The sequence below is a fragment of the Streptosporangium sp. NPDC049644 genome, from assembly GCF_040675205.1.
GTDB classification, from domain to species: Bacteria; Actinomycetota; Actinomycetes; order Streptosporangiales; family Streptosporangiaceae; genus Streptosporangium; species Streptosporangium fukuiense.
On the sequence record NZ_JBFAOJ010000060.1, the window covers coordinates 24862 to 48586 of the forward strand.

General features: G+C 71.3%; 19 protein-coding genes. 5 read left to right on the forward strand and 14 right to left on the reverse strand.

Translation table 11 applies throughout. The annotated features are described in order from the left end of the window. Nucleotides 1-293: 293 nt before the first annotated feature. The 8 genes from hisF to hisD are packed head-to-tail and all read right to left on the reverse strand — an operon-like array spanning nucleotide 294 to nucleotide 6008. Entirely contained in the window at nucleotides 294-1064 is a 771-nt protein-coding gene (gene hisF / locus AB0J58_RS28620) for an imidazole glycerol phosphate synthase subunit HisF (protein ID WP_364221214.1), read from the reverse strand. Between the two features lie 10 nt (nucleotides 1065-1074). Further along, nucleotides 1075-1797 carry a bifunctional 1-(5-phosphoribosyl)-5-((5-phosphoribosylamino)methylideneamino)imidazole-4-carboxamide isomerase/phosphoribosylanthranilate isomerase PriA gene (priA, locus tag AB0J58_RS28625; protein WP_364221217.1) on the reverse strand — a complete coding sequence of 241 codons (723 nt, stop codon included), beginning with the start codon at nucleotides 1795-1797 and terminating at the stop codon, nucleotides 1075-1077. 4 nt (nucleotides 1798-1801) lie between these two features. Continuing rightward, nucleotides 1802-2143 carry a hypothetical protein gene (locus AB0J58_RS28630; RefSeq protein ID WP_343968648.1) on the reverse strand — a complete coding sequence of 114 codons (342 nt, stop codon included), beginning with the start codon at nucleotides 2141-2143 and terminating at the stop codon, nucleotides 1802-1804. Nucleotides 2144-2161: 18 nt separating this feature from the next. Beyond that, nucleotides 2162-2797: an imidazole glycerol phosphate synthase subunit HisH gene (gene hisH / locus AB0J58_RS28635; protein ID WP_343968646.1), complete on the reverse strand. Its 636-nt coding sequence runs from the start codon at nucleotides 2795-2797 to the stop codon at nucleotides 2162-2164. Beyond that, nucleotides 2791-2946, reverse strand: a complete 156-nt coding sequence (locus tag AB0J58_RS28640; protein WP_343968644.1) for a hypothetical protein — start codon at nucleotides 2944-2946, stop codon at nucleotides 2791-2793. The genes hisH and AB0J58_RS28640 overlap by 7 nt, the downstream gene beginning before the upstream one ends. A gap of 28 nt (nucleotides 2947-2974) precedes the next feature. Then, nucleotides 2975-3595 (reverse strand): imidazoleglycerol-phosphate dehydratase HisB, encoded by a 621-nt coding sequence (gene hisB, locus AB0J58_RS28645; RefSeq protein ID WP_364221220.1) that lies wholly within the window; start codon nucleotides 3593-3595, stop codon nucleotides 2975-2977. Further along, nucleotides 3592-4662 carry a histidinol-phosphate transaminase gene (locus AB0J58_RS28650; protein WP_364221222.1) on the reverse strand — a complete coding sequence of 357 codons (1071 nt, stop codon included), beginning with the start codon at nucleotides 4660-4662 and terminating at the stop codon, nucleotides 3592-3594. Before AB0J58_RS28650 ends, hisB begins: the two co-directional genes overlap by 4 nt. A 38-nt stretch (nucleotides 4663-4700) precedes the next feature. After that, nucleotides 4701-6008, reverse strand: coding sequence for a histidinol dehydrogenase (hisD, locus tag AB0J58_RS28655; protein ID WP_364221225.1), 1308 nt, complete (start codon nucleotides 6006-6008; stop codon nucleotides 4701-4703). 99 nt (nucleotides 6009-6107) lie between these two features. On the opposite strand from hisD, the gene ybaK reads away from it, so the two are divergent. Together ybaK and AB0J58_RS28665 are read left to right on the forward strand one after the other, a co-directional pair. After that, a complete protein-coding gene (gene ybaK, locus AB0J58_RS28660) occupies nucleotides 6108-6608 on the forward strand; it encodes a Cys-tRNA(Pro) deacylase (RefSeq protein WP_030919497.1) in 501 nt (166 codons plus the stop codon). Between the two features lie 87 nt (nucleotides 6609-6695). Further along, entirely contained in the window at nucleotides 6696-8153 is a 1458-nt protein-coding gene (locus AB0J58_RS28665) for an amidase (protein ID WP_364221229.1), read from the forward strand. Nucleotides 8154-8168: 15 nt separating this feature from the next. Here the strand turns inward: AB0J58_RS28665 and AB0J58_RS28670 are convergent, their stop codons facing one another. Further along, entirely contained in the window at nucleotides 8169-8705 is a 537-nt protein-coding gene (locus tag AB0J58_RS28670) for a hypothetical protein (RefSeq protein WP_364221232.1), read from the reverse strand. A 107-nt stretch (nucleotides 8706-8812) separates the two neighbouring features. Here AB0J58_RS28670 and murA point away from each other — a divergent pair, with 107 nt between their 5' ends. Continuing rightward, entirely contained in the window at nucleotides 8813-10129 is a 1317-nt protein-coding gene (murA, locus tag AB0J58_RS28675; protein ID WP_343968630.1) for a UDP-N-acetylglucosamine 1-carboxyvinyltransferase, read from the forward strand. Between the two features lie 70 nt (nucleotides 10130-10199). Beyond that, nucleotides 10200-12503 carry a transglycosylase domain-containing protein gene (locus tag AB0J58_RS28680; RefSeq protein ID WP_364221235.1) on the forward strand — a complete coding sequence of 768 codons (2304 nt, stop codon included), beginning with the start codon at nucleotides 10200-10202 and terminating at the stop codon, nucleotides 12501-12503. Between the two features lie 22 nt (nucleotides 12504-12525). On the opposite strand, the gene AB0J58_RS28685 is transcribed toward AB0J58_RS28680, so the two are convergent. The 5 genes from AB0J58_RS28685 to AB0J58_RS28705 form a co-directional block, all read right to left on the reverse strand. After that, nucleotides 12526-13491: a hypothetical protein gene (locus AB0J58_RS28685; protein WP_364221238.1), complete on the reverse strand. Its 966-nt coding sequence runs from the start codon at nucleotides 13489-13491 to the stop codon at nucleotides 12526-12528. Between the two features lie 40 nt (nucleotides 13492-13531). Next, on the reverse strand, nucleotides 13532-14752 hold the full coding sequence (locus AB0J58_RS28690; RefSeq protein WP_364221241.1) for an MFS transporter: 1221 nt from the start codon (nucleotides 14750-14752) through the stop codon (nucleotides 13532-13534). Further along, nucleotides 14753-16099, reverse strand: coding sequence for a discoidin domain-containing protein (locus AB0J58_RS28695; protein WP_364221244.1), 1347 nt, complete (start codon nucleotides 16097-16099; stop codon nucleotides 14753-14755). A gap of 290 nt (nucleotides 16100-16389) precedes the next feature. Then, the gene (gene dnaE / locus AB0J58_RS28700; protein WP_364221247.1) at nucleotides 16390-19911 is read right to left on the reverse strand and encodes a DNA polymerase III subunit alpha; all 3522 of its coding nucleotides are present in this window, start codon (nucleotides 19909-19911) and stop codon (nucleotides 16390-16392) included. A 97-nt stretch (nucleotides 19912-20008) separates the two neighbouring features. Next, nucleotides 20009-20941 carry a chorismate mutase gene (locus tag AB0J58_RS28705; protein WP_364221250.1) on the reverse strand — a complete coding sequence of 311 codons (933 nt, stop codon included), beginning with the start codon at nucleotides 20939-20941 and terminating at the stop codon, nucleotides 20009-20011. Nucleotides 20942-21391: 450 nt separating this feature from the next. Between AB0J58_RS28705 and AB0J58_RS28710 the strand changes: the two genes are divergently transcribed. Next, nucleotides 21392-23710 carry a protein kinase gene (locus tag AB0J58_RS28710; protein WP_364221253.1) on the forward strand — a complete coding sequence of 773 codons (2319 nt, stop codon included), beginning with the start codon at nucleotides 21392-21394 and terminating at the stop codon, nucleotides 23708-23710. Nucleotides 23711-23725 lie beyond the last annotated feature (15 nt).

Sequence of the window (23725 nt, forward strand, 5' to 3'; positions counted from 1 at the left end):
ACCGCCAAAAATCCACTATGCCTGCACCAAGGTAACTACTCACTTCAAACCAGAAATAACTCCTGGGCCTCACAAATCGATAAAATGAACGAAGAAGGCACGACCGTCTCAAGCTTCGGAGAAGCCGAGGAAAGCAGCCCGGGCGGCGCACAGGAAAGCGCACCCCCGGGCAGGCCGCAGGCCGGAAGAACCAGACCCCCGCCACGACGGCCCCGCCCGGAACACCGGCCCGCCGCAGCGCGAACCACACCGACCGGCGAGCCGAAACAGACCCGGCCGCTCACCGCACGACGTCAGCGAACCGGATGCCCCGCCCCCCGCAAAGCGTCCTTCACATCACCGATCTTGAGCTGCCCGAAGTGGAACACCGACGCCGCCAGCACGGCGTCCGCCCCCGCCTCCACCGCCGGAGGGAAGTCGGCGACCGAACCCGCACCACCGCTGGCGATCACCGGAACCGACACCACCGCCCGTACCGCCCGGATCATCTCCAGGTCGTAGCCGTCCCGGGTCCCGTCACCGTCCATCGAGTTGAGCAGGATCTCCCCCGCCCCCAGTTCGGCGCCCCGCCGGGCCCACTCCACCGCGTCGATCCCGGTCCCCCGGCGGCCACCGTGCGTGGTCACCTCGAAACCGGACGGCGTCGGTGGCCCGTCGACGACCCGGCGGGCGTCCACCGAGAGCACGATGCACTGCGCCCCGTACCGCTGCGACGCCTCGGTCAGCAGCTCGGGCCTGGCGATCGCCGCGGTGTTCAGCCCCACCTTGTCCGCGCCCGCCCGCAGCAGCCTGTCGACGTCCTCGACCGAGCGCACTCCCCCGCCCACGGTCAGCGGGATGAACACCTGCTCGGCCGTCCGGCTGACCACGTCGTACATCGTCGACCGGTCGGAGCTGGAGGCCGTGATGTCAAGGAACGTCAGCTCGTCGGCCCCCTCCGCGTCATAGCGGCGGGCCAGCTCGACCGGGTCCCCGGCATCGCGCAGGTTCTCGAAGTTGACACCCTTGACCACCCGCCCGGCGTCCACGTCCAGGCAGGGAATCACTCGTACCGCGACACTCATCGACGACTCCTCACGAACGGACGGCGGCGAGGGCGTCTTCGAGGGTGAAGGCCTGCGCGTACAGCGCCTTGCCCACGATGGCCCCCTCGACGCCGATCGGGACCAGCGAGGCCAGCGCGCGCAGGTCCTCCAGGGACGAGACCCCGCCACTGGCCACCACCGGTCTGTCGGTGCGGGAGCAGACCTCGCGGAGCAGGTCCAGGTTGGGGCCGCGCAGCGTGCCGTCCTTCGTGACGTCGGTGACGACGTAGCGGGAGCAGCCGTCCTTCTCCAGCCGGGCCAGCACCTCCCACAGGTCACCGCCCTCCTGGGTCCAGCCCCGGGCGGCCAGGGTGGTCCCCCGGACGTCCAGGCCGATCGCGACCCGGTCACCGTACTCAGAGATGATCTTGGAGCACCAGGCGGGGTTCTCCAGCGCCGCGGTGCCGATGTTCACCCGGCGGCAGCCGGTGGCCAGCGCGAGCTCCAGGGAGACGTCGTCACGGATGCCCCCGGACAGCTCCACCTTCACATCCAGCGCGCCGACCACCGTGGCGAGCAACTCGCGGTTGCTGCCCCGGCCGAAGGCCGCGTCGAGGTCGACCAGGTGGATCCACTCGGCGCCGGCCTCCTGCCAGGCGAGCGCCGCGGACAGGGGGTCGCCGTACGACGTCTCGGTGCCGGCCGCGCCCTGGACCAGGCGGACCGCCTGACCGTCGGCGACGTCCACGGCGGGGAGCAGCTCAAGCGACATCTGTTCAAGACCTCCGGTCGAAGACAAGGGTGAGAAAAAGCGGAACGAACAGCAAGGAAAGCACGAGCACGCCGAACCGCGCCGCCCAGGAGGACCACAGCAGCCAGACGATCACCTGCACGATCAGGAACAGCACCGCCGCGACGCCGTTCTGCGCCCGGCGGCGGCGGGCCATGATGCCCCCCTGGGAGACGATCCGGACGGGCCTGCCCGGCAGCAACGCGGTCACCTTGCCGATGCGCTCGCGCCGCCGCGCCAGCCGCGCCTCCCGCTCGGCGCGCAGCGCGGCCAAGCGCGCCTGCTCGGCCTCCCGCTCGGCCCTGCGCCTGGCCCGTTCCTTACTCATCGAAGGCCCATCAAAAACTCACCCGACGGTCCCGAGCCAGTTGGTGAGCAACTGGGCTCCGGCGTCGCCCGACTTCTCCGGATGGAACTGGGTGGCCATCAGCGGGCCGTTCTCCACCGCCGCGACGAACGGCACCCCGTGCTCGGCCCAGGTGACCAGCGGGTCGGCGAACCCCGGCCCCGGCTGGAGCTCCCAGGATCGCACGCCGTACGAGTGCACGAAGTAGAAGCGGGTGTCCGCCTCAAGCCCGGCGAACAGCACGGTCCCGGCGGGTGCCTTGACGGTGTTCCAGCCCATGTGCGGCAGGACCGGCGCCTCCAGGGACTCCACCGTGCCCGGCCACTCCCCGCATCCCTCGGTCGTGACACCGTGCTCGACACCCGTCTCGAAGAGGATCTGCATGCCGACGCAGATGCCCAGCACCGGCCGCCCGGCCGCCAGCCGCCGCGCGATGATCCGCTCACCCCGCACCGCGCGCAGCCCGGCCATGCACGCGGCGAACGCCCCCACGCCGGGAACCAGGAGCCCGTCGGCCTCCATCGCCGCCTCGTAGTCGGCGGTCACCGTGACCTCCGCGCCGACCCGGGCCAGCGCTCGCTCCGCCGAACGGAGGTTGCCCGAGCCGTAGTCGAGAACGGTTACCTTCTTCACCACCAGAGCACCGCCGCCGTGGTCGCCAGGGCCGCGAGAGCGGCGAGCAGCACCGCGCCCTTCTTCAGCCCCTGTTTGAGGAATGAGACGATCCCACCCACCAGGAAAAGCGCGACGAAGGCCATCACCATGGCCGACCAGTTGTCACTCACGGCCGCCTCCCCCTCCCGTCGGGAAGAATCACAGCACACCCTTCGTGCTCGGCACCCCGGTGGCGCGCGGGTCACGCTCGGACGCCGCCCGCAGCGCCCTGGCCAGGGCCTTGAACTGCGCCTCCACGATGTGGTGGGCGTTGCGGCCGTAGGGGACGCGCACGTGCAGGCAGATCGCGGCCTGGGCGACGAACGACTCCAGGATGTGCCTGGTCATCGTCGTGTCGTACTCCGGGCCGATCATCGGAGCCATGCCCTCGGGCTCGCTGTGCACCAGGTACGGCCGCCCCGACAGGTCGACCGTGACCTCCGCCAGCGACTCGTCCAGCGGGCAGGAGGCGCTGCCGAACCTCCGCAGGCCCGACTTGTCGCCCAGAGCCTCACGGAACGCGGCGCCCAGCGCGAGCGAGGTGTCCTCGATCGTGTGGTGGGCGTCGATGTGCAGGTCACCCTCGGTCTTCACGAGCAGGTCGAACAGCCCGTGCTTGCCGAGCTGGTTCAGCATGTGGTCGAAGAACCCGACACCGGTGGACACCTCGACGTTCCCGGTGCCGTCGAGGTCGACCTCGACCAGCACCGAGGTCTCCTTGGTGACGCGCTCGACGCGACCGCGACGCGGTGCGGCCTCGCCGCCGGCAGTGATGCTCACAGGATCTCCTCCAGAGCGGCGCGGAACGCCGCCATCTCCTCTGTCGTTCCGATGGACACTCTCAGCCACCCGGGCGGTCCCACCTCGCGGATCAGCACCCCGCGCTCCAGCAGGCCCTGCCACACCGCGCGCCGGTCCGCGAACAGCCCGAACAGCACGAAGTTGGCGTCCGAGTCGGCGACCTTCAGCCCCCGGGCGCGCAACCAGTCCACCACGGCGTCGCGCTCGGCCCGCAGCTCGTCGACGGCGCCGAGCAGTTCGGCGCGGTGGGCGAGCGCGACGCGCGCCGCCGTCTGGGTGAGCGTGGACAGGTGGTAGGGCAGGCGGACCAGCAGCAACGCCTCGACCACCGCCGGATGGGCGGCCAGGTAACCGAGCCGGGTGCCGGCCATGGCGAACGCCTTGGACATCGTCCGCGTGACGATCAGCCGGGGGTTGTCCGGCAGCAGGGTCAGCGCCGACGGGGTGCCGGTACGGGCGAACTCGAAGTAGGCCTCGTCCACCACCACCATGCCCGGCGCCGCCTCGACGATCCGGGCGATCACCTCCGGGTCCAGGGCGGTACCGGTCGGGTTGTTGGGCGAGGTCAGGAAGACGACGTCGGGCCGGTGCTCCTCGATCGCGGCGACCGCCTTGCCCGGGTCGATCCCGAAGTCGTCCTCACGCGCCCCGGAGATCCACTCGGTCGAGGCGCCGGTGGTGATGATCGGGTGCATCGAGTAGGACGGCTCGAAACCCATCGCGGCGCGGCCGTGGCCGCCGAAGGCCTGCAGGATCTGCTGGAGCACCTCGTTGGAGCCGTTGGCGGCCCAGACCTGCTCCACGGCGAGGCCGTGACCGAGATAGTCGGCCAGCTCCCGGCGCAGGTCGAGCGCGTCGCGGTCGGGGTAGCGGTTGAGGTCGGCGGTGACGCCCCGTACGGCCTCCGCCAGCTCGGCGACCAGCGAGGCCGAGGGCCCGTAGGGGTTCTCGTTGGTGTTGAGCCTGACCGGGACATCGATCTGGGGGGCACCGTACGGCGTGCGCCCCCGGAGGTCGTCTCGGATCGGCAGGTCTTCGAGCTTCACGACGGGATCTCCACCTCGAACCGGAAAGGGAACGGCACTCACGAGGGCACCTCCCAGGCGAACCGCGCCCTGATCGCCGCACCGTGCGCCGGCAGGTCCTCGGTGTCGGCCAGCACGCACACGTGGGCGGCGGCACCGGCCAGCGCCTCGCGGCTGTAGTCGACGACGTGCACCCCGCGCAGGAACGTCTGCACCGACAGCCCCGACGAGTGGCAGGCGCAGCCGCCGGTGGGCAGCACGTGGTTGGAGCCGGCCATGTAGTCGCCCAGCGAGACCGGCGCGTACGCCCCGACGAAGATCGCCCCGGCGTTGCGGACCCGGGCGGCCAGCGCGGACGCCTCCGCGGCGTGGATCTCCAGGTGCTCGGCGGCGTAGGCGTCGACGACGCGCAGCCCCGCCTCCATGTCGTCGACCAGCAGGATGCCGGACTGGCGCCCGGAGAGCGCCTCGGTGATCCGCTCGGTGTGCTTGGTGGCGGCGACCTGCCGGGGCAGCTCCCGCTCGACGGCCTCGGCCAGCTCCATCGAGTCGGTGACCAGCACGGCGGCGGCGATCGTGTCGTGCTCGGCCTGGCTGATCAGGTCGGCGGCGACGTGCACCGGGTTGGCCGTGGAGTCGGCGAGGATCGCGATCTCGGTCGGACCCGCCTCGGAGTCGATGCCGATACGGCCCTTGAGCAGGCGCTTGGCCGCGGCGACCCAGATGTTGCCGGGGCCGGTGACCATGGTGACCGGCGGGCACTCCTCGGTGCCGTAGGCGAACATCGCCACCGCCTGGGCGCCGCCGACCGCGTAGACCTCGTCCACCCCGAGCAGCGCGCACGCCGCCAGGATGGCCGGGTGCGGCAGACCGCCGAACTCGCGCTGCGCGGGCGAGGAGACCGCCAGGGAGGCCACCCCCGCCTCCTGGGCCGGGACGACGTTCATGACCACACTGGAGGGGTAGACCGCCCGGCCGCCGGGGACGTACAGCCCCACCCGGTCGACGGGCACCCAGCGCTCGGTGACGGTGCCGCCCGGCACGACCTGGGTGGTGACGTCGGTGCGCCGCTGGTCACGGTGGACGAGGCGGGCGCGGCGGATCGACTCCTCCAGAGCCGCCCTGACCTTCGGGTCGAGCCCCTCCAGCGCCCCGGAGATCGCCTCGGCCGACACCCTGGTGGACTCCAGCTCGACGCCGTCGAACCTGGCGGTCAGCTCCCGCACCGCGGCGACCCCACGATGATGCACGTCGTCGCAGATGGGCCGCACCTTCTCCAGGGCGGCTTCGACGTCGAGGTCGGCGCGGGGCAGCACGTCGCGAAGGTCCTCGGGCAGAGGGCCTCGCAGGTCGGTACGCGAAATCACTCGTTCAGTCTACGGAGGTCCGCCACCCGGTATCGTCGCGTCCATTATCCGGACAGTGCCTTTACTATGTAGATTTTAACCAGCCGCTACGCTCTCCCCGTGAGCAAGAGCAAGAGCAAGGGCGGTCAGGGAACCCCCGCGACCGTGGCCCTGACCCAGGCGGGAGCCGACTTCACCCTGCACCCCTACGAGCACGACGCGAACGCGCAGGCCTACGGCGAGGAGGCGGCGGACGCCCTCGGCGTGCCGTACGGGCAGATCTTCAAGACCCTGGTGGCCGAGGTGGAGGGCGGGCTGGCCGTCGCGGTGGTGCCGGTGGCGGGCAAACTCGATCTCAAGGCGTTCGCGGCGGCGCTGAGGAGCAAGCGGGCCGCGATGGCCGACGCGGCCAAGGTGGAGCGGGTGACCGGCTACGTGGTCGGTGGCATCAGCCCGCTGGGGCAGCGCAAGCGTCTGCCGACCGTGGTCGACGCCTCCGCGCTGGACTTTCCGACGATCTACTTCTCCGCCGGCCGGCGCGGGCTGCAGATCGAGACCTCCCCCTCGGAGCTGGTACGCCTCACCGGAGCCGTCACCGCGCCCATCGGCAAGAGCGGCTAGCGAAGGCTTTCGGCCGGAGGAGAGCCGGCCAGACCCCGGCCCGCCGCACAAGGTGGGCCGGAGGTCCCCGGGCCGTCCTGTCGAAGGTTGCCGAGGCGGCACGCGGCGGCGTTCGGCCAGACTCTTCTGCGACAGGCCGTACCGATCGGGGGACAGATGCACTACCTCACCGCTACCGAGATGCTCGAACTGCTGCGCACCAGGCAGGTCAGCGCGGTCGAGCTGCTGGAGGCGCACCTGCGGCGGATCGAGGAGGTCAACCCGGCGGTCAACGCGATCGTCACGCTGACCGCCGAGCGCGCCAGGCGGGAGGCGGAGGAGGCCGACCGGGACCTGGCCCGCGGCCGCTGGCGGGGACCGCTGCACGGGCTGCCGGTCGCGCACAAGGACCTGGCCGACACCGCGGGGATCCGCACCACGTACGGCTCGCCGCTCTTCGCCGACCACGTCCCCGACACCGACGCGCCGATCGTGCGGCGGATGCGCGAGGCCGGGGCGATCACGGTCGGCAAGACCAACACCCCGGAGTTCGGCACCGGCTCGCACACCGTGAACGAGATCTTCGGCGCCACCCGCAACCCCTACGACCCGACCAGGTCGGCCGGGGGCAGCAGCGGTGGGGCCGCCGCCGCGCTGGCCACCGGCATGGTGGCGCTGGCCGACGGCTCCGACATGGGCGGCTCGCTGCGCAACCCCGCCTCCTTCTGCAACGTGGCAGGGCTGCGGCCCACCCCCGGGCGGGTGCCGGCGCCGTCGGCCGTCGCGGCCTGGTTCACCCTCGGCGTGCCGGGGCCGATGGCCCGTACCGCCGGGGACCTGGCGCTGCTGATGAGCGCGATCGCCGGGTTCGACGCCTCCTCCCCCCTGTCGATCGCCGAGAGCGGCACCGTCTTCGCCGGGCCGCTGGAGGCGGACCTGACCGGGCTGCGCGTGGCCTGGAGCCCGGACCTGGGCGGGCTGCCCGTCGACGCGGAGACCGCCAAGGTCACCGCGGACGCCCCGGCCGTGCTCGCGGAGCTGGGCGCACGGGTGGAGCTGGTGGAGCTGGACCTGTCGGACGCCGAGGACGCCTTCCGGATCTACCGGGCGTGGTACTACGCGCTCTGCTACGGCGACCTGCCGCAGGAGCGCCTGGGGGCGAACGTGCGCTGGAACGTCGAGCGGGGCCGCGAGGTGACCGGGGCCGACCTGGCCCGCGCCGAGCGGCTGCGCAGCGGGCTCTACCGGCGGATGGACGCCTTCTTCGACAAGCACGACTTCCTGATCGCCCCGGTCAGCCAGGTACCACCGTTCCCGGTGGACGCCCCGCACGTCTCGGAGATCAACGGGCAGGCGCTGCCCGACTACCTGGCGTGGATGCGCTCGGCCTACTGGATCAGCGTGCTGCACGCGCCGGCGGCGTCGGTGCCGTGCGGGTTCACCTCGGACGGGCTGCCGGTGGGCGTGCAGATCGTCGGGCGCCCCTTCGCCGACATGGCGGTGCTCCGGCTGGCCCACGCCTTCGAGCGCGCCACCGGGCACGGCGCGCGCAGGCCGCCCCGCTGACCGCGGCCGCCGCGCCTACCGGCCGTCGATGTCGTGCGACGGCAGCGGCCCGTAGGGGTCGGCGCCGAACGGATGGCGCAGCGGCGAGTCGCGGTAGCCCGCGACGCCCTCCAGGACGAAGAAGGCGCCGGCGGCCAGCGTCGGCCACGCGTACAGCACGCCCCTGGCGGTCAGCGCCAGCGGCCCCGGGACCAGCGGCACGGAGCTCCCCGAGGCGACGACGCTCACCGCGCCGAGGTTGGCCGCCTCGCCGACCAGCAGCGTGAGGTGCGCGCCGAGCAGGCCGCCCGCGGCCAGGCCCACCACCACCGGCAGCGGGCGGCCCCCGCGCGACACGCCGTAGCCGATGACCCCGCAGACCAGCCCGAGCACGCCCGTGATGACGGCGAACCAGCCGTCGGCGGCGATCAGCGCCTGCGTGGAGGGATCGGCCAGCAGCGGCCCCTTGCCCGTCATGACGTACGGGGGGCGCGGCGCGGCCAGCGACCACAGGATCCCGGCGCCGGCTCCGGCCAGGGCGAGCACCAGCACAGTGATCACGAAGTCACGCACAGCGCGCACCACGGCCCCCTCACCCTCTGTGCAGATGTGCCCGATGTTACCCATCCGCCCGCCCGGCGCCACCCGAGGTCCCGACCGAATCCCGTTACGCTTACGGGGTGAACGAAGAGGCATGGTTGATCGAACCCTCCGGGCCGCTCCGCGGTGACGTCGAGGTCCGCGGCTCCAAGAACGGCGTCTCCAAGCACATGGTCGCCGCGATGCTCGGCACCGGTGAGAGCACGATCCAGAACGCCCCGGACGTGGGCGAGGTGGGGATCACCGCGCAGATGCTGAGGGCGCTCGGCATCGACGTGGAGATCAGCTCCGGGGAGATCACCGTCGCTCCCGGAGAGCAGGTCAACCCGCACGTACCGGCGGCGTTCACCGGCCTCAACCGGATCCCGATCCTGATGCTGGGCCCGCTGCTGCACCTGGCGGGCGAGGCGTTCGTACCGCTGGTCGGCGGCGACCCGATCGGCCGCCGGCCCGTCGACTTCCACGTCGAGGCGCTGCGCGCGATGGGCGCCGAGGTCGAGGTGAGCGACACCGGCGTGTACGCCAAGGCCAAACGGCTGCGCGGCACCCGGCTCGAACTTCCCTACCCCAGCGTCGGCGCCACCGAGACGATCCTGATGTCCGCGGTGCTGGCCGAGGGCAAGACCGTGCTGAAGGGCGCGGCGATGGAGCCCGAGGTGGTGGAGCTCGCCCTGTTCCTGCAGCGCATGGGCGCGCGCATCGAGCTGAGCCCGGACCGGCGCATCGTGATCGAGGGGGTGGAGCGCCTGCACGGCGCCTCCACCTGGCTCAACGGGGACCGTATCGAGGCGTTCTCCTACCTGGCGGCCGGTCTGATCACCGGCGGCCAGGTACGGGTGCACGGCTGCCCGCAGGACCGGCTGGTCACCGCGATCACCACCCTGGCCAGGATGGGCGCCGAGGTCGACATCACCGACGACTACCTGTCGGCGTCGGCGCCGCACGGGCTGCGGGCCGCGGCGGTGCAGACCGACACGCACCCGGGGTTCATGACCGACTGGCAGACGCCCCTGATGGTGCTGTTCACCCAGGCCCAGGGCATGTCGGTGCTGCACGAGACCGTGTTCGAGAACCGCCTGGTCTACGTGCCCGCCCTGCAGAAGATGGGCTGCGAGATCGAGGTGTTCGACGTCTGCCTGGGCGGCCCGGCCTGCCGCTACCACGACACCAACGCCAAGCACTCGGCGGTCGTGCGCGGCGTGTCCAGGCTGAGCGGCGCCGACGTGACGCTGCCCGACATCCGGGCCGGATTCTCCGCCGTGCTGGCCGCGGCCGCCGCGGAGGGCGTCTCCACGCTGCGCGGGGTGCACCACATCGAGCGGGGCTACCACCGGCCGTTCGAGCAGTTCGCCTCTCTCGGGCTGAAGATCAGTCGAGAAAAGGTGCAGGACGGGTAAGGATTGGCAACCGGGTGTTTATGGGTGATCATCCGGTTGCACGTTACCTTGTGTGACATCGCACCCGGAGGTGAGACGCGGACCCGGCGCGTGCCTGCGCGTTCTGGCGGCCTGCGGGGTGCTCGGCGGGCTGCTGGCCGCCCTGGCCGCGCTGCCGCTGGTCGGCACGGTGGGGATCACCGTCAACAACGTCACGAGAACCCTGACGGACCTGCCGCCGAGCCCCCGGGAGAACCCGCTCGCCCAGCGCACCGTGCTCCTGGACCGGAACGGCAAGCGGTTCGCCCAGTTCTACACGGAGAACCGGACCGTCGTACGACTCGACCAGGTCGCCCCCGTCATGCGTGAGGCGATCGTGGCGATCGAGGACTCGCGCTTCTACGAGCACGCGGGCCTGGACGTCAAGGGCACCCTGCGCGCCCTGGTGACCAACACCAAGGCGGGCGGGGTGCGCCAGGGCGGCTCCTCGCTCACCCAGCAGCTCGTGAAGAACATCCTGGTCGAGAACTCCGAGACCGAGACCGAACGCGCCCAGGCCCGCGCGCCCAGCATCCAGCGCAAGATCACCGAGCTGCGGTACGCGTTGGCGATGGAGAAGAAGTACACCAAGGCCGAGATCCTGGAGCGCTACCTCAACATCGCCTATTTCGGCGCGGGGGCCTTCGGGGTGGAGGCCGCCGCCCAGCGGTTCTTCTCGGTCGCGGCCTCCCGGCTGTCCCTGGCGCAGGCGGCGACACTGGCCGGCGCGGTCCGCACCCCGTACGCCACGGACCCGTCGCTGGACGCGGCGCGCAGGAAGAGGCTGCGAGAGCGCAGGGACATCGTCCTGGAGCGGATGGCCCAGCTGTCGTACGTCCCCCGGCCCCAGGCGGAGGCCGCCATGAGACGGCCGCTGAACCTCCGGCTGCAGCCGCAGCCCGGCGGCTGCGACGGGAGCGTCTATCCCTACTTCTGCCTGTACGTGCACAGGGAGCTGCTGACCAACCCGGTCTTCGGTCACAGCCGCGCGGAGCGGGAGCGCCGCCTGGCCAGGGGCGGGCTGGTGCTCCGCACCACCCTGGCGCCGCGGGCCCAGCGGGCCGCGGAACGCGCCATCGCCGCGCGCGTCGGCACCAAGGACACCGAGGTCGCCGCCGAGGCCATGATCCAGCCTGGCACCGGGCGGATCCGGGCCATGGCGGCGAGCAAGAGGTACGGTCTCAACAGCGGCAACAAGAACAACGGCCCCCGCACCACCTACAACCTGGTCGCCGACACCGCGCACGGAGGCGGCCAGGGATTCCAGGCGGGGTCGACGTTCAAGGTGTTCACCCTGGCGACCGCGCTCGGCCAGGGCTGGCGGTTCGACCAGGGATTCATGACGCCCGGCAGTTTCGTACCCGACAGCGGTTTCAGGGACTGCCGGGGCCGCAAGGTCAACGACCCCGGCGCGGAGATCTTCAACGCGAGCGGCGAGGGCAAGGGCGGCCCGCAGAGCCTGTCCACCGGCACCTGGAAGTCGGTGAACATCTTCTACATGATGCTGGAGCAGCGGGTGGGCCTGTGCCCGGTCGTCAGGACCGCCAAGGCGATGGGCATCGCCCGCGCCGACGGCGCCCCGCTGCGGGAGGTGCCGACCTTCACCCTGGGGGTGAACGAGATGGACCCGGTGACCGTGGCGGCGGCGTTCGCCGCGTTCGGAGCGCGGGGCCGCTACTGCCGTCCGCTGTCCATCGTCGAGATCGTCGAGCGGAACGGCAGGCACTTCCGCGTCCCGCCCAGTTGCGCGCAGGCGATCGAGCGCGACGTGGCCGACGCGGTCAACTACCTGCTGTCCGGGGTGTTCACCAAGGGCACCATGACCGGTCAGAGCATCGGCCGCCCGGCGGCGGGCAAGACCGGCACCAACAACGGCTACACGTCGGCCTGGTTCGCCGGCTACACCCCCGACCTGGCCGCGGCGGTCAGCGTGGGCGACATCCGCGGCTCCTACCGCTACCCGCTGCGCGACGTCGAGATCGGCGGCGAGTACTACGGAGCGGTCCAGGGGGCCTCCCTGCCGGGGCCGATCTGGGTGTCGTCCATGTCCGCCGCCCTGCGGGACGTCTCGCCGCGTTCCTTCCACCAGCCGGACATGGGCCGTTTCGGCGGCGGGTTCACCCCGGGCCTGAAGGAGGCCGAGGAGGCCGAGAAGGCCAAGCGCCGTAATGGGGAGCGCCGTGACGGGGAGGACGCCCACGCGGACGGGCCCCGCCGGCCTCGCGGTTTCTTCCGGAACCGCGGTTTCCCCCGGGACCACGGCTTCCACCGGAACCGCGGCTTCCACCGGGCCGCGGCCTCGGAGGATCACGACGGGGAAAGCGGAAGCGGCCTGCCGCCCGGCGACGCGTGGTAGGACCGACCCGGGCCGGTCGTGGTCACCGGACCACGACCGGGGACGACGCCCCCCTCACCAGCGGGGCCGGGGCACCGGATCCGTCGGCGGGGACCGACCAGACGTCCGGCCCCTTGGCGTACATCACGGTACGCCCGTCGAGCCACGCCACCTGGTCGTCGATGCTCGCGGTCTCGGCCAGCGGCGTCTCCCGCATCGTCGACAGCTCCAGCAGGTGGAGCCGCCACATCCGGCGCGGGTCGGCGGAGACCCGCTTCTTGAACACCAGCCGGGTCCCGTCGGGAGACAGCGACGGGCACTCGGCGTTCTCCCTGAGCGCCCGCACCCGCCAGTTGGCGTAGTCGCCCTCGACGAGATAGGTCCTCCCGCCGGTGGCGAGGGTCGCGTAGAACCGGTTGTCGTCGGCGGCGAAGGTCACCCCCCAGTAGTTCACGTCGACCGCGTGGTGACGGCGGCCGTTCAGGGTCAGCGGGATGTCCTCCATGTTGGTGACGGCGTAGCCGGTGCGGGTGTCGAGGATCCCCGTCCAGGTGGAGAAGCCGCCCTCGTTGTAGGAGTCGCCGGTGACGAACACGGTCCACGACGCCATCCGGCCGCTCTGCGACATCCTCGCCCGGTTCGGGATCCCGGCCAGCCTGATCCGCCGGGTCTCCCGCATGGAGCGGTCGAGGATCACCGCGTCCGTGCTGACCAGCGCCCCGGGCCTGGCGACCAGGCAGATCGAGGTGCCACCCGCCGTGGAGAACCGGTCACAGACCGGACCCGCGGCGGCGGGCAGGGCCGAGATGTCGCCGAGCGGCACCCCGGCGACCTGGCCGGCGGCCGTACGGAACATCAGCCGCCCGGGACGGAGTACTCCGCCGTCCGCCGCCGGTGCCGAGACCGGGACGGGGTCGCGGCGTGCGGCCCAGGCCGCGTAGCCGACCGCCGTGCCGCCGAGGACGGCCACCACGACGAGCAGCGCCGGCAGGCGCCTGACCGGGGTCACGACCGCCTCCCCGCCCGAAGTGGCGACCCCAGGAGCGACGTCACAGGTACCTCCTCATCACGAACCAGGCGCCGGGCACGCAGGCCGCGAGGCCCGCCGCCATGACGGCCAGTCCCTGGGTGCTTCCCCACGCCGTCCAGACGGCGCCGAACAGGACGGATGACAGCGACCGGGCCGTCGCCTGACCGGTCTGGAGCAGGGCCAGGCCGCTCGTACGCAGGTGCTCGGGGAGCACCGGCCCGGCCACGGCCATCAGCACGCCGTCGGTCGCGGCGTAGAAGGTCCCGTGCAGGATCAGCACCGCGACGAGCCATCCCGGTCCGAGCAGCACGAGGTAGGCGACGATCAGGGCGACGTGCCCGGCCAGGAAGACCGGCACCCGGCCCAGCCGGTCCGCGAGCCGCCCGAGGGGCACGGCCAGCAGCAGGTAGACGGCGGCCGTGCCGATCGACAACAGCGGGAAGTACACCGCGTCGATCCCGCCGCGCCTCTGCAGCAGCAGGTAGACGAACGCGTCGCCGACGGTGACCAGGCCGAGAACCGCGGCCACCACGCACACCCGCCGGAACGCCGCGTCGCGCAGCAGTCCCAGCGCGGCGCGCGGCGAGGTGGCCGGGCGCGGGGCGGACAGCGGGGCGCGCCGGTCACGGACGTACATGACCAGCAGCAGCACGCCGAGCACGGCCACGCAGAAGCTGACCACGAACACCGCGTCGTAGGCCCCGCCGGTGCCCGTCAGGACGGCGAACGCCACCAGCGGGCCGAGCAGCGCGCCGACGGTGTCCATGGCCCGGTGCACGCCGAACGCCTGACCGAGCCTGCCGGCCGGGACGCTCAGCGAGATCAGCGCGTCACGCGGGGCCGTGCGCAGTCCCTTGCCGGTCCTGTCGACGGCGATCACCGCGCTCAGCGCCGCGACCGAGCCGCCCGCCGCCGGCAGGGCCGGCTTGCAGAGCGCGGACAGCCCGTACCCGATCCCGGCGATGAGTTTGCGCCGCTGCCACCGGTCGGCGAGGTTGCCCCCGGCGAGGCGGACCAGCGCCGTCAGGCCGAAGGAGAGCCCGTCGAGCAGGCCGAACTGCAGCGGGCTGAGACCGAGGAAGAGCGTCAGGTAGAGCGGCAGCACGGCCGTGACCATCTCCGAGGAGACGTCGGTGACCAGGCTGACCGCCCCGAGCGCGAACACGTTCCCGGGGACGGCCCAGGAGAACCGGGGCCGCGGACGTGCTCCGTCCGCGGTCCGGCTTGCCGAGACGTACATCTAGTGGCAGGCGTAGGTGGGGCCGGTGTCCTTGACCGAACCGTCGGCGCCGATCAGCTGCCAGGAGAACGCGGCCGGGGCGAAGGTCATCTTGACCACGCCGTAGACGTCCACCAGCCGCTTCTGGCTGTTGGGCTGGACGTTCGTGATCCCGTACGGTGAGGCGCCGCCCATGCCTCCGAGGATCTCCACCATGCCCTTGGGGTCGGCCTGGGCGTCGGGGTTCTGCGGGGCGAACCGTTCGTAGTGGTGGTCGTGGCCGTTGAGCACCAGGTCGGCTCCGGCGGCATAGAGGATCTTCCAGACCGGCTTGCCGACCGGGTCGTTGCCGTGCTCGCCGGAGCTGAACAGCGGGTGGTGCCAGTAGGCGGCGATACAGCCCTTGGTGTTCGCGGCCAGGTCGGCCTTGAGCCAGTTGATCTGGGCCGTCTGGTCGAAGTAGTTGGAGTCAAGGGCGATGAAGTGCCAGTTGCCCCGGTCGTAGCTGTAGTAGGTCTTGCCCTGCGGGGTGGCGATGGAGCCGAAGTAGCCCTTGTATCCCGCGTAGGTTCCGGCCGGGTCGTAGGTCTCGTGGTTGCCGACGGCGGGGCGCGTCTTGCTCTTGAACCTGCCCCACGTCTTGTCGTAGTAGTTCTGGAAGTCCGAGAGCCGGGCGTCGTCGTACTGGTTGTCGCCCATGGTGATGACGAACTCGGGGTTCATCGCCTGGACCTGTGCCGCCGTCTTGGGGTGGGCGCAGGAGCTGGAGCTCGCGGTGCACTGGGCCGCGATGTCACCGGCGGCCGCGACGACGAAGGTGTCGCCCGGAGTCACCGTCGGGGTGGGGCTGGGTGTGGAGGTGCCGCCGCCGAACACCTGGAACTCGTACAGGGAGTAGCCGTAGGAGGTGCCCCTGACCGTGCCGTGCATGCGGACGTAGCGCCCGGAGCCCGACAGGCCGGTCAGGTCGTCCTGGCCGCCGTCGCCGCTGCTCGTGGAGTAGACGGTGGTCCAGTTCGCGGCGTCGTCGGAGACCTGGATCGTGTACGCCTTGCCGTAGGCGGCCTCCCAGAACAGCTTGACCCGGGAGATCGGGGAGATCACGCCCAGGTCGACGCGGATCCACTGGGGATCGCTGCCCTCCAGGGAGGCCCAGCGGGTCGAGGTGAGGTCGCCGTCGACCGCCTTGCCCGAGCTGTAGGAGGAGCCCTCCTTGGACGAGGAGGAGGCGGGCCTGCCCTGCGACAGCAGGGTCTCGGCGGCTTCGGCGCGGCCGGTGGTGACCAGGACCCCGGCGAGGAGGACGGTAACCGCCGAGAGGATGAGAAGGAGGCGGTGGGGGGCGGGGTGAGGCGTGCTTGATGACACGTGCTTGTCTCCTGTGGGGGCTAGAGACGATGATCACGACGCCCGTCGCGGCGCCGTGCACAACGTGGCCGGGGCAGCACGATCCCTCGCTGAGCGCGTCACGTCCCCTCCGGGACGCCGCGCCAAGCCACTCTCCGGCATAGTGACAAGCCGCCGGGGAGGCTGTCAACGGAAGTTAGGAAGGTTTCCTAACCCGAAACCCGGCGCGCCGGAGGAGCACAACGCCGCCTCCGGGCACCTCGCGATGTGCCCGGAGGCGGCGTGCCACAGAGACGACTCGGCGCCCGCTCTCACGCCCCCAGGCAGGCGGGGCCGAGCAGCTGCTTCAGATCGCCCATCAGGGCCGGGGACGGCGAGACCCGCAGCCGGTCGTCGAGGCGCATGATGGTGGTCTTGGGGCCGTTGTGCACCTGCAGGTGCACCTCGGTGGTGCCCGGATGGGCGGTCAGCACCTCCTTGAGCCGGCCGACCACCGGCGGGGTGCAGCGGGTCAGGGCGAGGCTGACCGCCAGGGGACCACCGGCCTCACGGGTCAGGTCCGGAGCCGTCACCTCCATGGCGATGATCTTTCCGACGTCCTCGCGCTTGTCCAGGCGGCCCTTGACGAAGACGATGGCGTCCTCGGCGAGCACGGTCGCGCAGAGCTGGTAGGCCGAGGGGAAGATCATCACCTCGATGGCACCCTCCAGGTCCTCCAGCTGGGTCAGCACCCAGGTGTCGCCCTTCTTGGTGACCTTGCGCTGCACCCCGCTCAGGATGCCGCCGACGGTGACGACCTGACCGTCCGGCCGGTGCTCGTCCTGGAGCGAGGCGATCGAGCAGTCGGCGCCGGAGGCGAGGATGTGCTCCACGCCGAAGAGCGGATGGTCGGAGACGTACAGGCCGAGCATCTCCCGCTCGAACTGCAGCAGCGTGTTCTTGTCCCACTCGCCCACCGGGATCTGCACGTCGAAGGTCTGGTCCTCGGCCCCCTCGACGGCGCCGAACAGCGAGTCCTGTCCCTGGGCCTCGTTCTTCTTGATGCCGATGATGCTGTCGACCGCCTGCTCGTGGACCATCACCAGGCCCTTGCGCACGTGCCCGAAGGAGTCGAAGGCACCGGCCTTGATCAGCGACTCGATGACCCGCTTGTTACAGACGACCATGGGGACCTTGCGCAGGAAGTCCTTGAAGTCGGCGAAGCGGCTCTTCTCCCTGCGCGCGGCGATGATCCCGTCGACCACGTTGCCGCCGACGTTGCGGATGGCCGACAGGCCGAACCGGACGTCGGTGCCGCGCGGCGTGAAGTCGAAGTCGGAGTCGTTGACGTCCGGCGGCAGCACCTTGATGCCCATCCGGCGGCACTCGTTGAGATAGAGGGCCGACTTGTCCTTGTCGTCCTTGACCGAGGTCAGCAGCCCGGCCATGTACTCGGCCGGGTAGTTGGCCTTGAGGTAGGCGGTCCAGTAGGAGACCAGGCCGTAGGCGGCGCTGTGCGCCTTGTTGAAGGCGTAGTCGGAGAAGGGCAGCAGGATGTCCCAGAGCGTCTTGATCGCGGCCGCGGAGTAGCCGTTGTCCTTCATGCCCTGCTCGAAGGACTCGAACTGCTTGTCCAGCTCCGCCTTCTTCTTCTTGCCCATCGCGCGGCGCAGCAGGTCGGCCTTGCCGAGCGAGAACCCGGCGACCTTCTGCGCGATGGCCATGACCTGCTCCTGATAGACGATCAGGCCGTACGTGGTGCCGAGGATCTCCTGCAGCGACTCCTCGAACTCCGGGTGGATCGGGACGATCTCCTGCTGGCCGTTCTTGCGCAGCGCGTAGTTGGTGTGCGAGTTGGCGCCCATCGGGCCGGGCCGGTACAGCGCGCCGACGGCGGAGATGTCCTCGAAGTTGTCGGGCTTCATCAGCCGCAGCAGCGACCGCATGCCGCCGCCGTCCAGCTGGAACACCCCCAGGGTGTCGCCCCGGCCGAGCAGCTCGTAGGTCTTGCGATCGTCCAGCGGCAGCTTGAGCAGGTCGATCCGCTCGCCGGTGTTGGCCTCGATCATCTTCAGGCAGTCGTCGATGATCGTGAGGTTGCGCAGGCCCAGGAAGTCCATCTTCAGCAGGCCGAGCGTCTCGCAGGTCGGGTAGTCGAACTGCGTGATGATCACACCGTCGGAGTCCCGGCGCATGATCGGGATGTAGTCGGTCAGCACCTCGGCCGACATGATGACCCCGGCGGCGTGCACGCCGGTCTGCCGGATCAGGCCCTCCAGGCCCCTGCCGAGGTCCATCGCCGACTTGACGTCGACGTCCTCCTCGTACAGCCTGCGCAGCTCGCCGGCCTCGTTGTAGCGCGGATGATCTTTGTCGAAGATGCCGGAGAGCGGGATGTCCTTGCCCATCACCGCGGGCGGGAACGCCTTGGAGACCTTGTCGCCCAGCGCGTACGGATGGCCCAGGACGCGAGCCGCGTCCTTGATGGCGGCCTTCGCCTTGATGGTGCCGAAGGTGGCGATCATGGCGACCTTGTCGGCCCCGTACTTCTCCGTCACGTACCGGATCACGTCGCCGCGCCTGCGCTCGTCGAAGTCGATGTCGACGTCGGGCATGGAGACGCGGTCGGGGTTGAGGAACCGCTCGAAGATCAGCCCGTGCGGCAGCGGGTCCAGGTCGGTGATGCCCAGCGCGTACGCGGCCAGTGAGCCTGCGGCCGAGCCACGGCCGGGACCGACCCGGATGCCGTTGTTCTTGGCCCACATGATGAAGTCGGCGACCACGAGGAAGTAGGAGGGGAACCCCATCTGCAGGATGACGCCCATCTCGAACTCGATCTGCGTGCGGTGCTCGGAGTCGACGCCCTCGGGGAAGCGCCGCTCCATGCCCCGCCAGATCTCCTTGCGGAACCAGCTCTCCTCGGTCTCCCCCTCGGGCAGGGGGAAGGTCGGCATCAGGTTCTTGAAACCGAACATGCCGCTCGGATCGACCTTCTCGGCGACCAGCAGGGTGTTGCGGCAGCCCTCGGCCCACAGGTCCGAGGAGTCGACCGCGCGCATCTCGTCGGCGTTCTTGATGTAGTAGCCGCTGCCGTCGAACCGGAAGCGGTCGGGGTCGGACAGCTGCTTGCCGGTCTGGATGCACAGCAGCGCGTCGTGGGAGGTCGCGTCCGACTCGTAGGTGTAGTGGGAGTCGTTGGTCACCAGCGGCGGGATGTCCAGCTCGCGCGAGATGCGGGTCAGCCCGTCCCGGACCCTGCGCTCGATGTCGAGCCCATGATCCATGATCTCCAGGTAGTAGTTCTCCTTGCCGAACAGCTCCTGGAACCTGGCCGCCGCCGCGACCGCCTCGTCATACTGCCCCAGGCGCAGGCGGGTCTGCACCTCGCCCGACGGGCAGCCGGTGGTGGCCATCAGCCCCTCGGCGTGCTCGGCGAGGATCTCCGCGTCCATCCGCGCCCACTTACGGACGAAGCCCTCGGTGTAGGCGCGCGAGGAGAGCTTCATCAGGTTGCTCAGACCCTTGGCGTTCTTCGCCCAGATGGTCATGTGGGTGTAGTAGCCACCCGCCGAGACGTCGTCGCGCTTCTGGTGCGGCTCGCCCCACAGCACCGGCTTCTTCTGGTGCCGGGAGGCCGGGGCGACGTAGGCCTCGATGCCGATGATCGGCTTGATCCCCGCCCCGGTCGCCTGCTTGTAGAAGTCGTAGGCCCCGTGCATGTTGCCGTGGTCGGTGATCGCGATGGCGGGCATGCCCAGGTCGCCGACCTGCTTGAACATTTGCTTCAAACGGGCGGCTCCATCCAACATGGAGTACTCCGTGTGAACGTGCAGATGCACAAACGAGTCTGACATGCGGCCCCGTCCTCCCCTAGTCGCACCGTCGGCGGGGAAAGCGTATCCAAATCCGAGTTCCCGAAGTGACCCGTGTGCTTCGGGTCGTCTCTTCCTCTCAGTCCCGCTCGGCGGGCGCCGAGCGGCGTTCCTCGGCGAGGTGCAGGCCCGCCTCGATGACGGCGTTCATGATGGGGGCGAGCCGGGCCTCGCCCAGCACGGGGGCGCGGCGGGCCATCTCGGCGACCACCTGGCGCTCGCGGACGGCGTCACGGCCGGCGAAACCTCCGACGGGCTTGAGGCGCTGGATGGTTCCGGCGAGCTCGGCGCGGCGTTCCAGCAGGACGGCGAGGGCGGCGTCGACGCGGTCGATGGCGTCGCGGGCGGCGGGCACCGAGTCGGGCTCCTCCCTGCGGGTGACGGCACCGACGATCCTGGTGGCCTCCCGCGCGGCCAGCGCGTCCTGCTCGGTGACACCGGGATCCAGCAGGAGGCCGTCGGCACCGGCGGCGACCGCGGCGGCGGCCAGCGTGGGGTCCGTGCCGAGATCGGCCAGGACGGGGCGGCCCGACCTCGTCCGCGCGGCGCGCATCAGGGCGAGGTCGAAGGTGGCGCCGTCCAGGTGGGCGCGGCCGCTCTCGCAGAGCATGATCTGGTCGTTGCCCTCAGCCACGCAGTGGCCGGCGACCGCCAGCCACTCCTCCAGCGTCGCGGAGGAGGCCCGCTGGACGAGCACCGGCAGGCCGAGCCTGGCCGTGGCGCGCACCAGCTCCGAATCCCGCATCCAGGCCGCGCCGACCACCACGCCGTCCGCGCTCTCGGCGATCACCGGCAGGTCTCCCGCCGAGGACGGCTCCACCAGGAGCGGCCCCGCCCCCTCGGCGCGGGCCGCCACCACGGACTCGGCGGCGGGGACCTCACCGTGCCGGTCCCGCAGGCTGATCCAGCGGGCGTCCGCACCGTAGCCGCCTATCACCACGGCCGGCCCGGCCCCCACCGTGAGCGCGCCCAGCCCTACCGCTGCGCGTTCCAGATGTGCGGTGGTCGACATGAGGCTCCCCCATGCTCGGCCGGCGCGCGTCCCGCGAACCGGCGGCCGTTCGGAAAGAGGTGTTCTAAATGAGAAAGGCAGAGACTTCGCGTCTCCGCCCGGTGCCGGCTCCGGCTGGTCGCCGGGCCCTGTCCCTCGGATCTCCCGCCCACCGCTCTCCCGCCCGCCGCGGCTCACTGTTCCGTCTTGCGAGACACCGCCCGACCGGCCCTCGCCACGGTAAGATCCGCGGGACGGCGGACCAGATCACGCTGTCGCGACCGGTCTCTCCGGGGCCGGGCCGGTAAACACGAAACAACAGGTCATAGGCCCAATCTTAAGTCATCTACCGGACACCCGCCACGTACTGGACAGCGCATCTCAGGATATGGACTTTTCCCCAGCGAGTGAGTCGATCACTTTACTGGGCTATGAGAGTATTCGGGGGTTCCGAAGGAGGTAAGCCGGTTGATGGCCGAAGCACAGCCCGAGGGGCGCCGTATCGCCTCCCGTTACCACCTGCTCGAAGCCATCGGCCGGGGTGGCATGGGCATCGTGTGGCGGGCCCATGACGAGCTTCTGGACCGCGAGGTCGCGATCAAGGAGGTCCGCTACGCCGACATGCTCGGCGAGGACAACCAGGAGGACTTCAACCGGCGCACCAAGCGCGAGGCACGTGCCGCCGGGCGTCTGACCCACCCGAACGTGGTGGTCGTCCACGACGTCGTCGAGGAGGACGGGCGTCCCTGGATCGTCATGCAGCTGGTGGAGTCGCGCTCCCTCGGCAAGGTGCTGAGGCAGGACGGGCCGCTGCCGCCGCAGCGGGTGGCGGAGATCGGCCTGCAGGTGCTGGAGGCGCTGCGCGCCGCCCACGCCCAGGGGGTGCTGCACCGCGACGTCAAGCCGGAGAACGTGCTGCTGGCCGACGACGGCCGGGTGGTGCTGACCGACTTCGGCATCGCGACGCTCGAAGCCGAGACCGCGCTGACCATGACCGGCATCGCGGGCACCCCCGCGTTCATCCCTCCCGAACGCATCAAGGGCGGCGCCGCGCAGCGCGAGTCGGACCTGTGGTCGCTCGGCGCGACCCTGTACGCCGCCGTCGAGGGCAAGCCCCCGCACGACCGGGGCGGTGCGCTGCCCACCATGCACGCCGTCCTGAACGACGAGCCCGAACCCCCGGTCCACGCCGGGCCGCTGGCCCCGATCCTGGAGGGGTTGCTCCGCAAGGACCCGGCGCTGCGCATGCCCTACAAGGAGGCGGAGCGGCTGCTGCGCAGGGTGGCCGAGGGGGCGGGCAACCGTGACCGGCCCGCCAGGACCGCCGTCATGCCCACCGTCATGCCCACCGTCATGCCCGCTGTCATGCCCGCCGTGAGCCCGGCGGCCGACACCGATCCCGGAGCCCGTTTCCAGGCCGGCGCCCTCCCCGAGACGGGCGCGAAGCTGGACTCCGTACCCGCCGAGCCCAGGGACCCCGAGGACCAGGTGGCGCCCGCGCGGGGCGAGGAGCCACCGAAGGCCACCCCGGAGCCGCCCGCCGGAGCCGTACGGCAGGAGCCGGGCGCCGGAGCGAAGGCGAGCGGTTCGAAGGCGGCGCCGGGGGCGAGGCCCGGCGCCGGGAGCGGACCCGCTCCGAGGGTCGCGGACGACTCCGAGGCGAACCGGCCCACCAGCAGGGCACCCTCCGGCGCCAAGGCCGCCGGAGCCGCGGCCGGCACGGCCGGCGCGGCCGCGGCGGCGAGGTCCGCCGCGAGCTCCGGCACCGCTGCCGAGTCGGCGCCGGCCCCGGAGGTGAAGCCCGCCGCCGCGTCCCGTGCCACGCCCCCGCCCGCCGCGCCCGAGGAGCGCCCCGCGGCGAGCCGCGAGAGCGCCCCTCCCGCCGCGGCCGAGCAGGGGTTCGCCCGCCGGAGGCCCGTCCCCGTCTCGCGGCCCAACCCCTTCCCGCCGGTGGGCCGCGAGCCCTCGCCCAGGGCGGAGCCCGCGAGCGAGCCCGCACCCGCCGCCGAGCCCGCACCCGCCCGGCGGCGAGAGCCCGTGGCCCCCTCCTACGCCGACCATGACTACGAGGCGGCCACCCTGACCTCGCAGAAGCGCGGCGGCTCCCAGCTGAAGCGGGGGCTGCTGGTGCTCCTGCCCGCGCTGCTGGTCGTCGGCGGGGTCGCCGGCTGGCTCGGCATGCGCAGCCGCGAGAACGAGGAGGCCGCGCGGGCCGGTTCGGGGAAGCCGAGCACCTCCGGCGCGCCGAACGCCCCGAGCGACGGGGCCAGGACGACCCCGCAGGGCTCACCCGAGCCGACGTCCTCTCCCCCGCCCAGCCCGAGCCCCACCAAGACCGAGAAGAAGTCCGCCCTGCCCTCCGGCTGGCGGATGCACAAGGACTCCAACGGCTTCTCGATCGGCCTGCCCAAGGGGTGGAGCGTGGACAAACGGCCCGGCCAGCAGGTGTGGTTCCGCGGCCCCGACCGGAGCAGCTTCGTCTTCGTCGAGTACGTCGACCGCGCGGGCCCCGACCCCAAGCGGGACTGGGAGAACCAGGAGGGGTACAGCCGCGGCAACTTCCCCGGCTACAAGCGGATCAGGATCGAGAAGGTCGACTACATGGTGAAGGCCGCCGACTGGGAGTTCACCTGGCAGATGAGTTCGGGCAAGGCCCGGGTGCTCAACCGGGGGTTCGTCACCAAGGGCGGCCGGGGGTACGCCATCTACTGGCACACCCTGGCCAAGGACTGGAAGAAGAACCTGCACTACTTCGAGGGGTTCGCCGCGACCTTCTCCTCGAAAAAGTAGGGCGGATCCCTACCG

Excerpts from the sequence above, each read along its gene's own strand:
- hisF (WP_364221214.1), bottom strand. The coding sequence starts at position 1,064 with ATGAGTGTCGCGGTACGAGTGATTCCCTGCCTGGACGTGGACGCCGGG.
- priA (WP_364221217.1), bottom strand. The coding sequence starts at position 1,797 with ATGTCGCTTGAGCTGCTCCCCGCCGTGGACGTCGCCGACGGTCAGGCG.
- AB0J58_RS28630 (WP_343968648.1), bottom strand. The coding sequence starts at position 2,143 with ATGAGTAAGGAACGGGCCAGGCGCAGGGCCGAGCGGGAGGCCGAGCAG.
- AB0J58_RS28690 (WP_364221241.1), bottom strand. The coding sequence starts at position 14,752 with ATGTACGTCTCGGCAAGCCGGACCGCGGACGGAGCACGTCCGCGGCCC.
- dnaE (WP_364221247.1), bottom strand. The coding sequence starts at position 19,911 with ATGTCAGACTCGTTTGTGCATCTGCACGTTCACACGGAGTACTCCATG.
- AB0J58_RS28705 (WP_364221250.1), bottom strand. The coding sequence starts at position 20,941 with ATGTCGACCACCGCACATCTGGAACGCGCAGCGGTAGGGCTGGGCGCG.
- AB0J58_RS28710 (WP_364221253.1), top strand. The coding sequence starts at position 21,392 with ATGGCCGAAGCACAGCCCGAGGGGCGCCGTATCGCCTCCCGTTACCAC.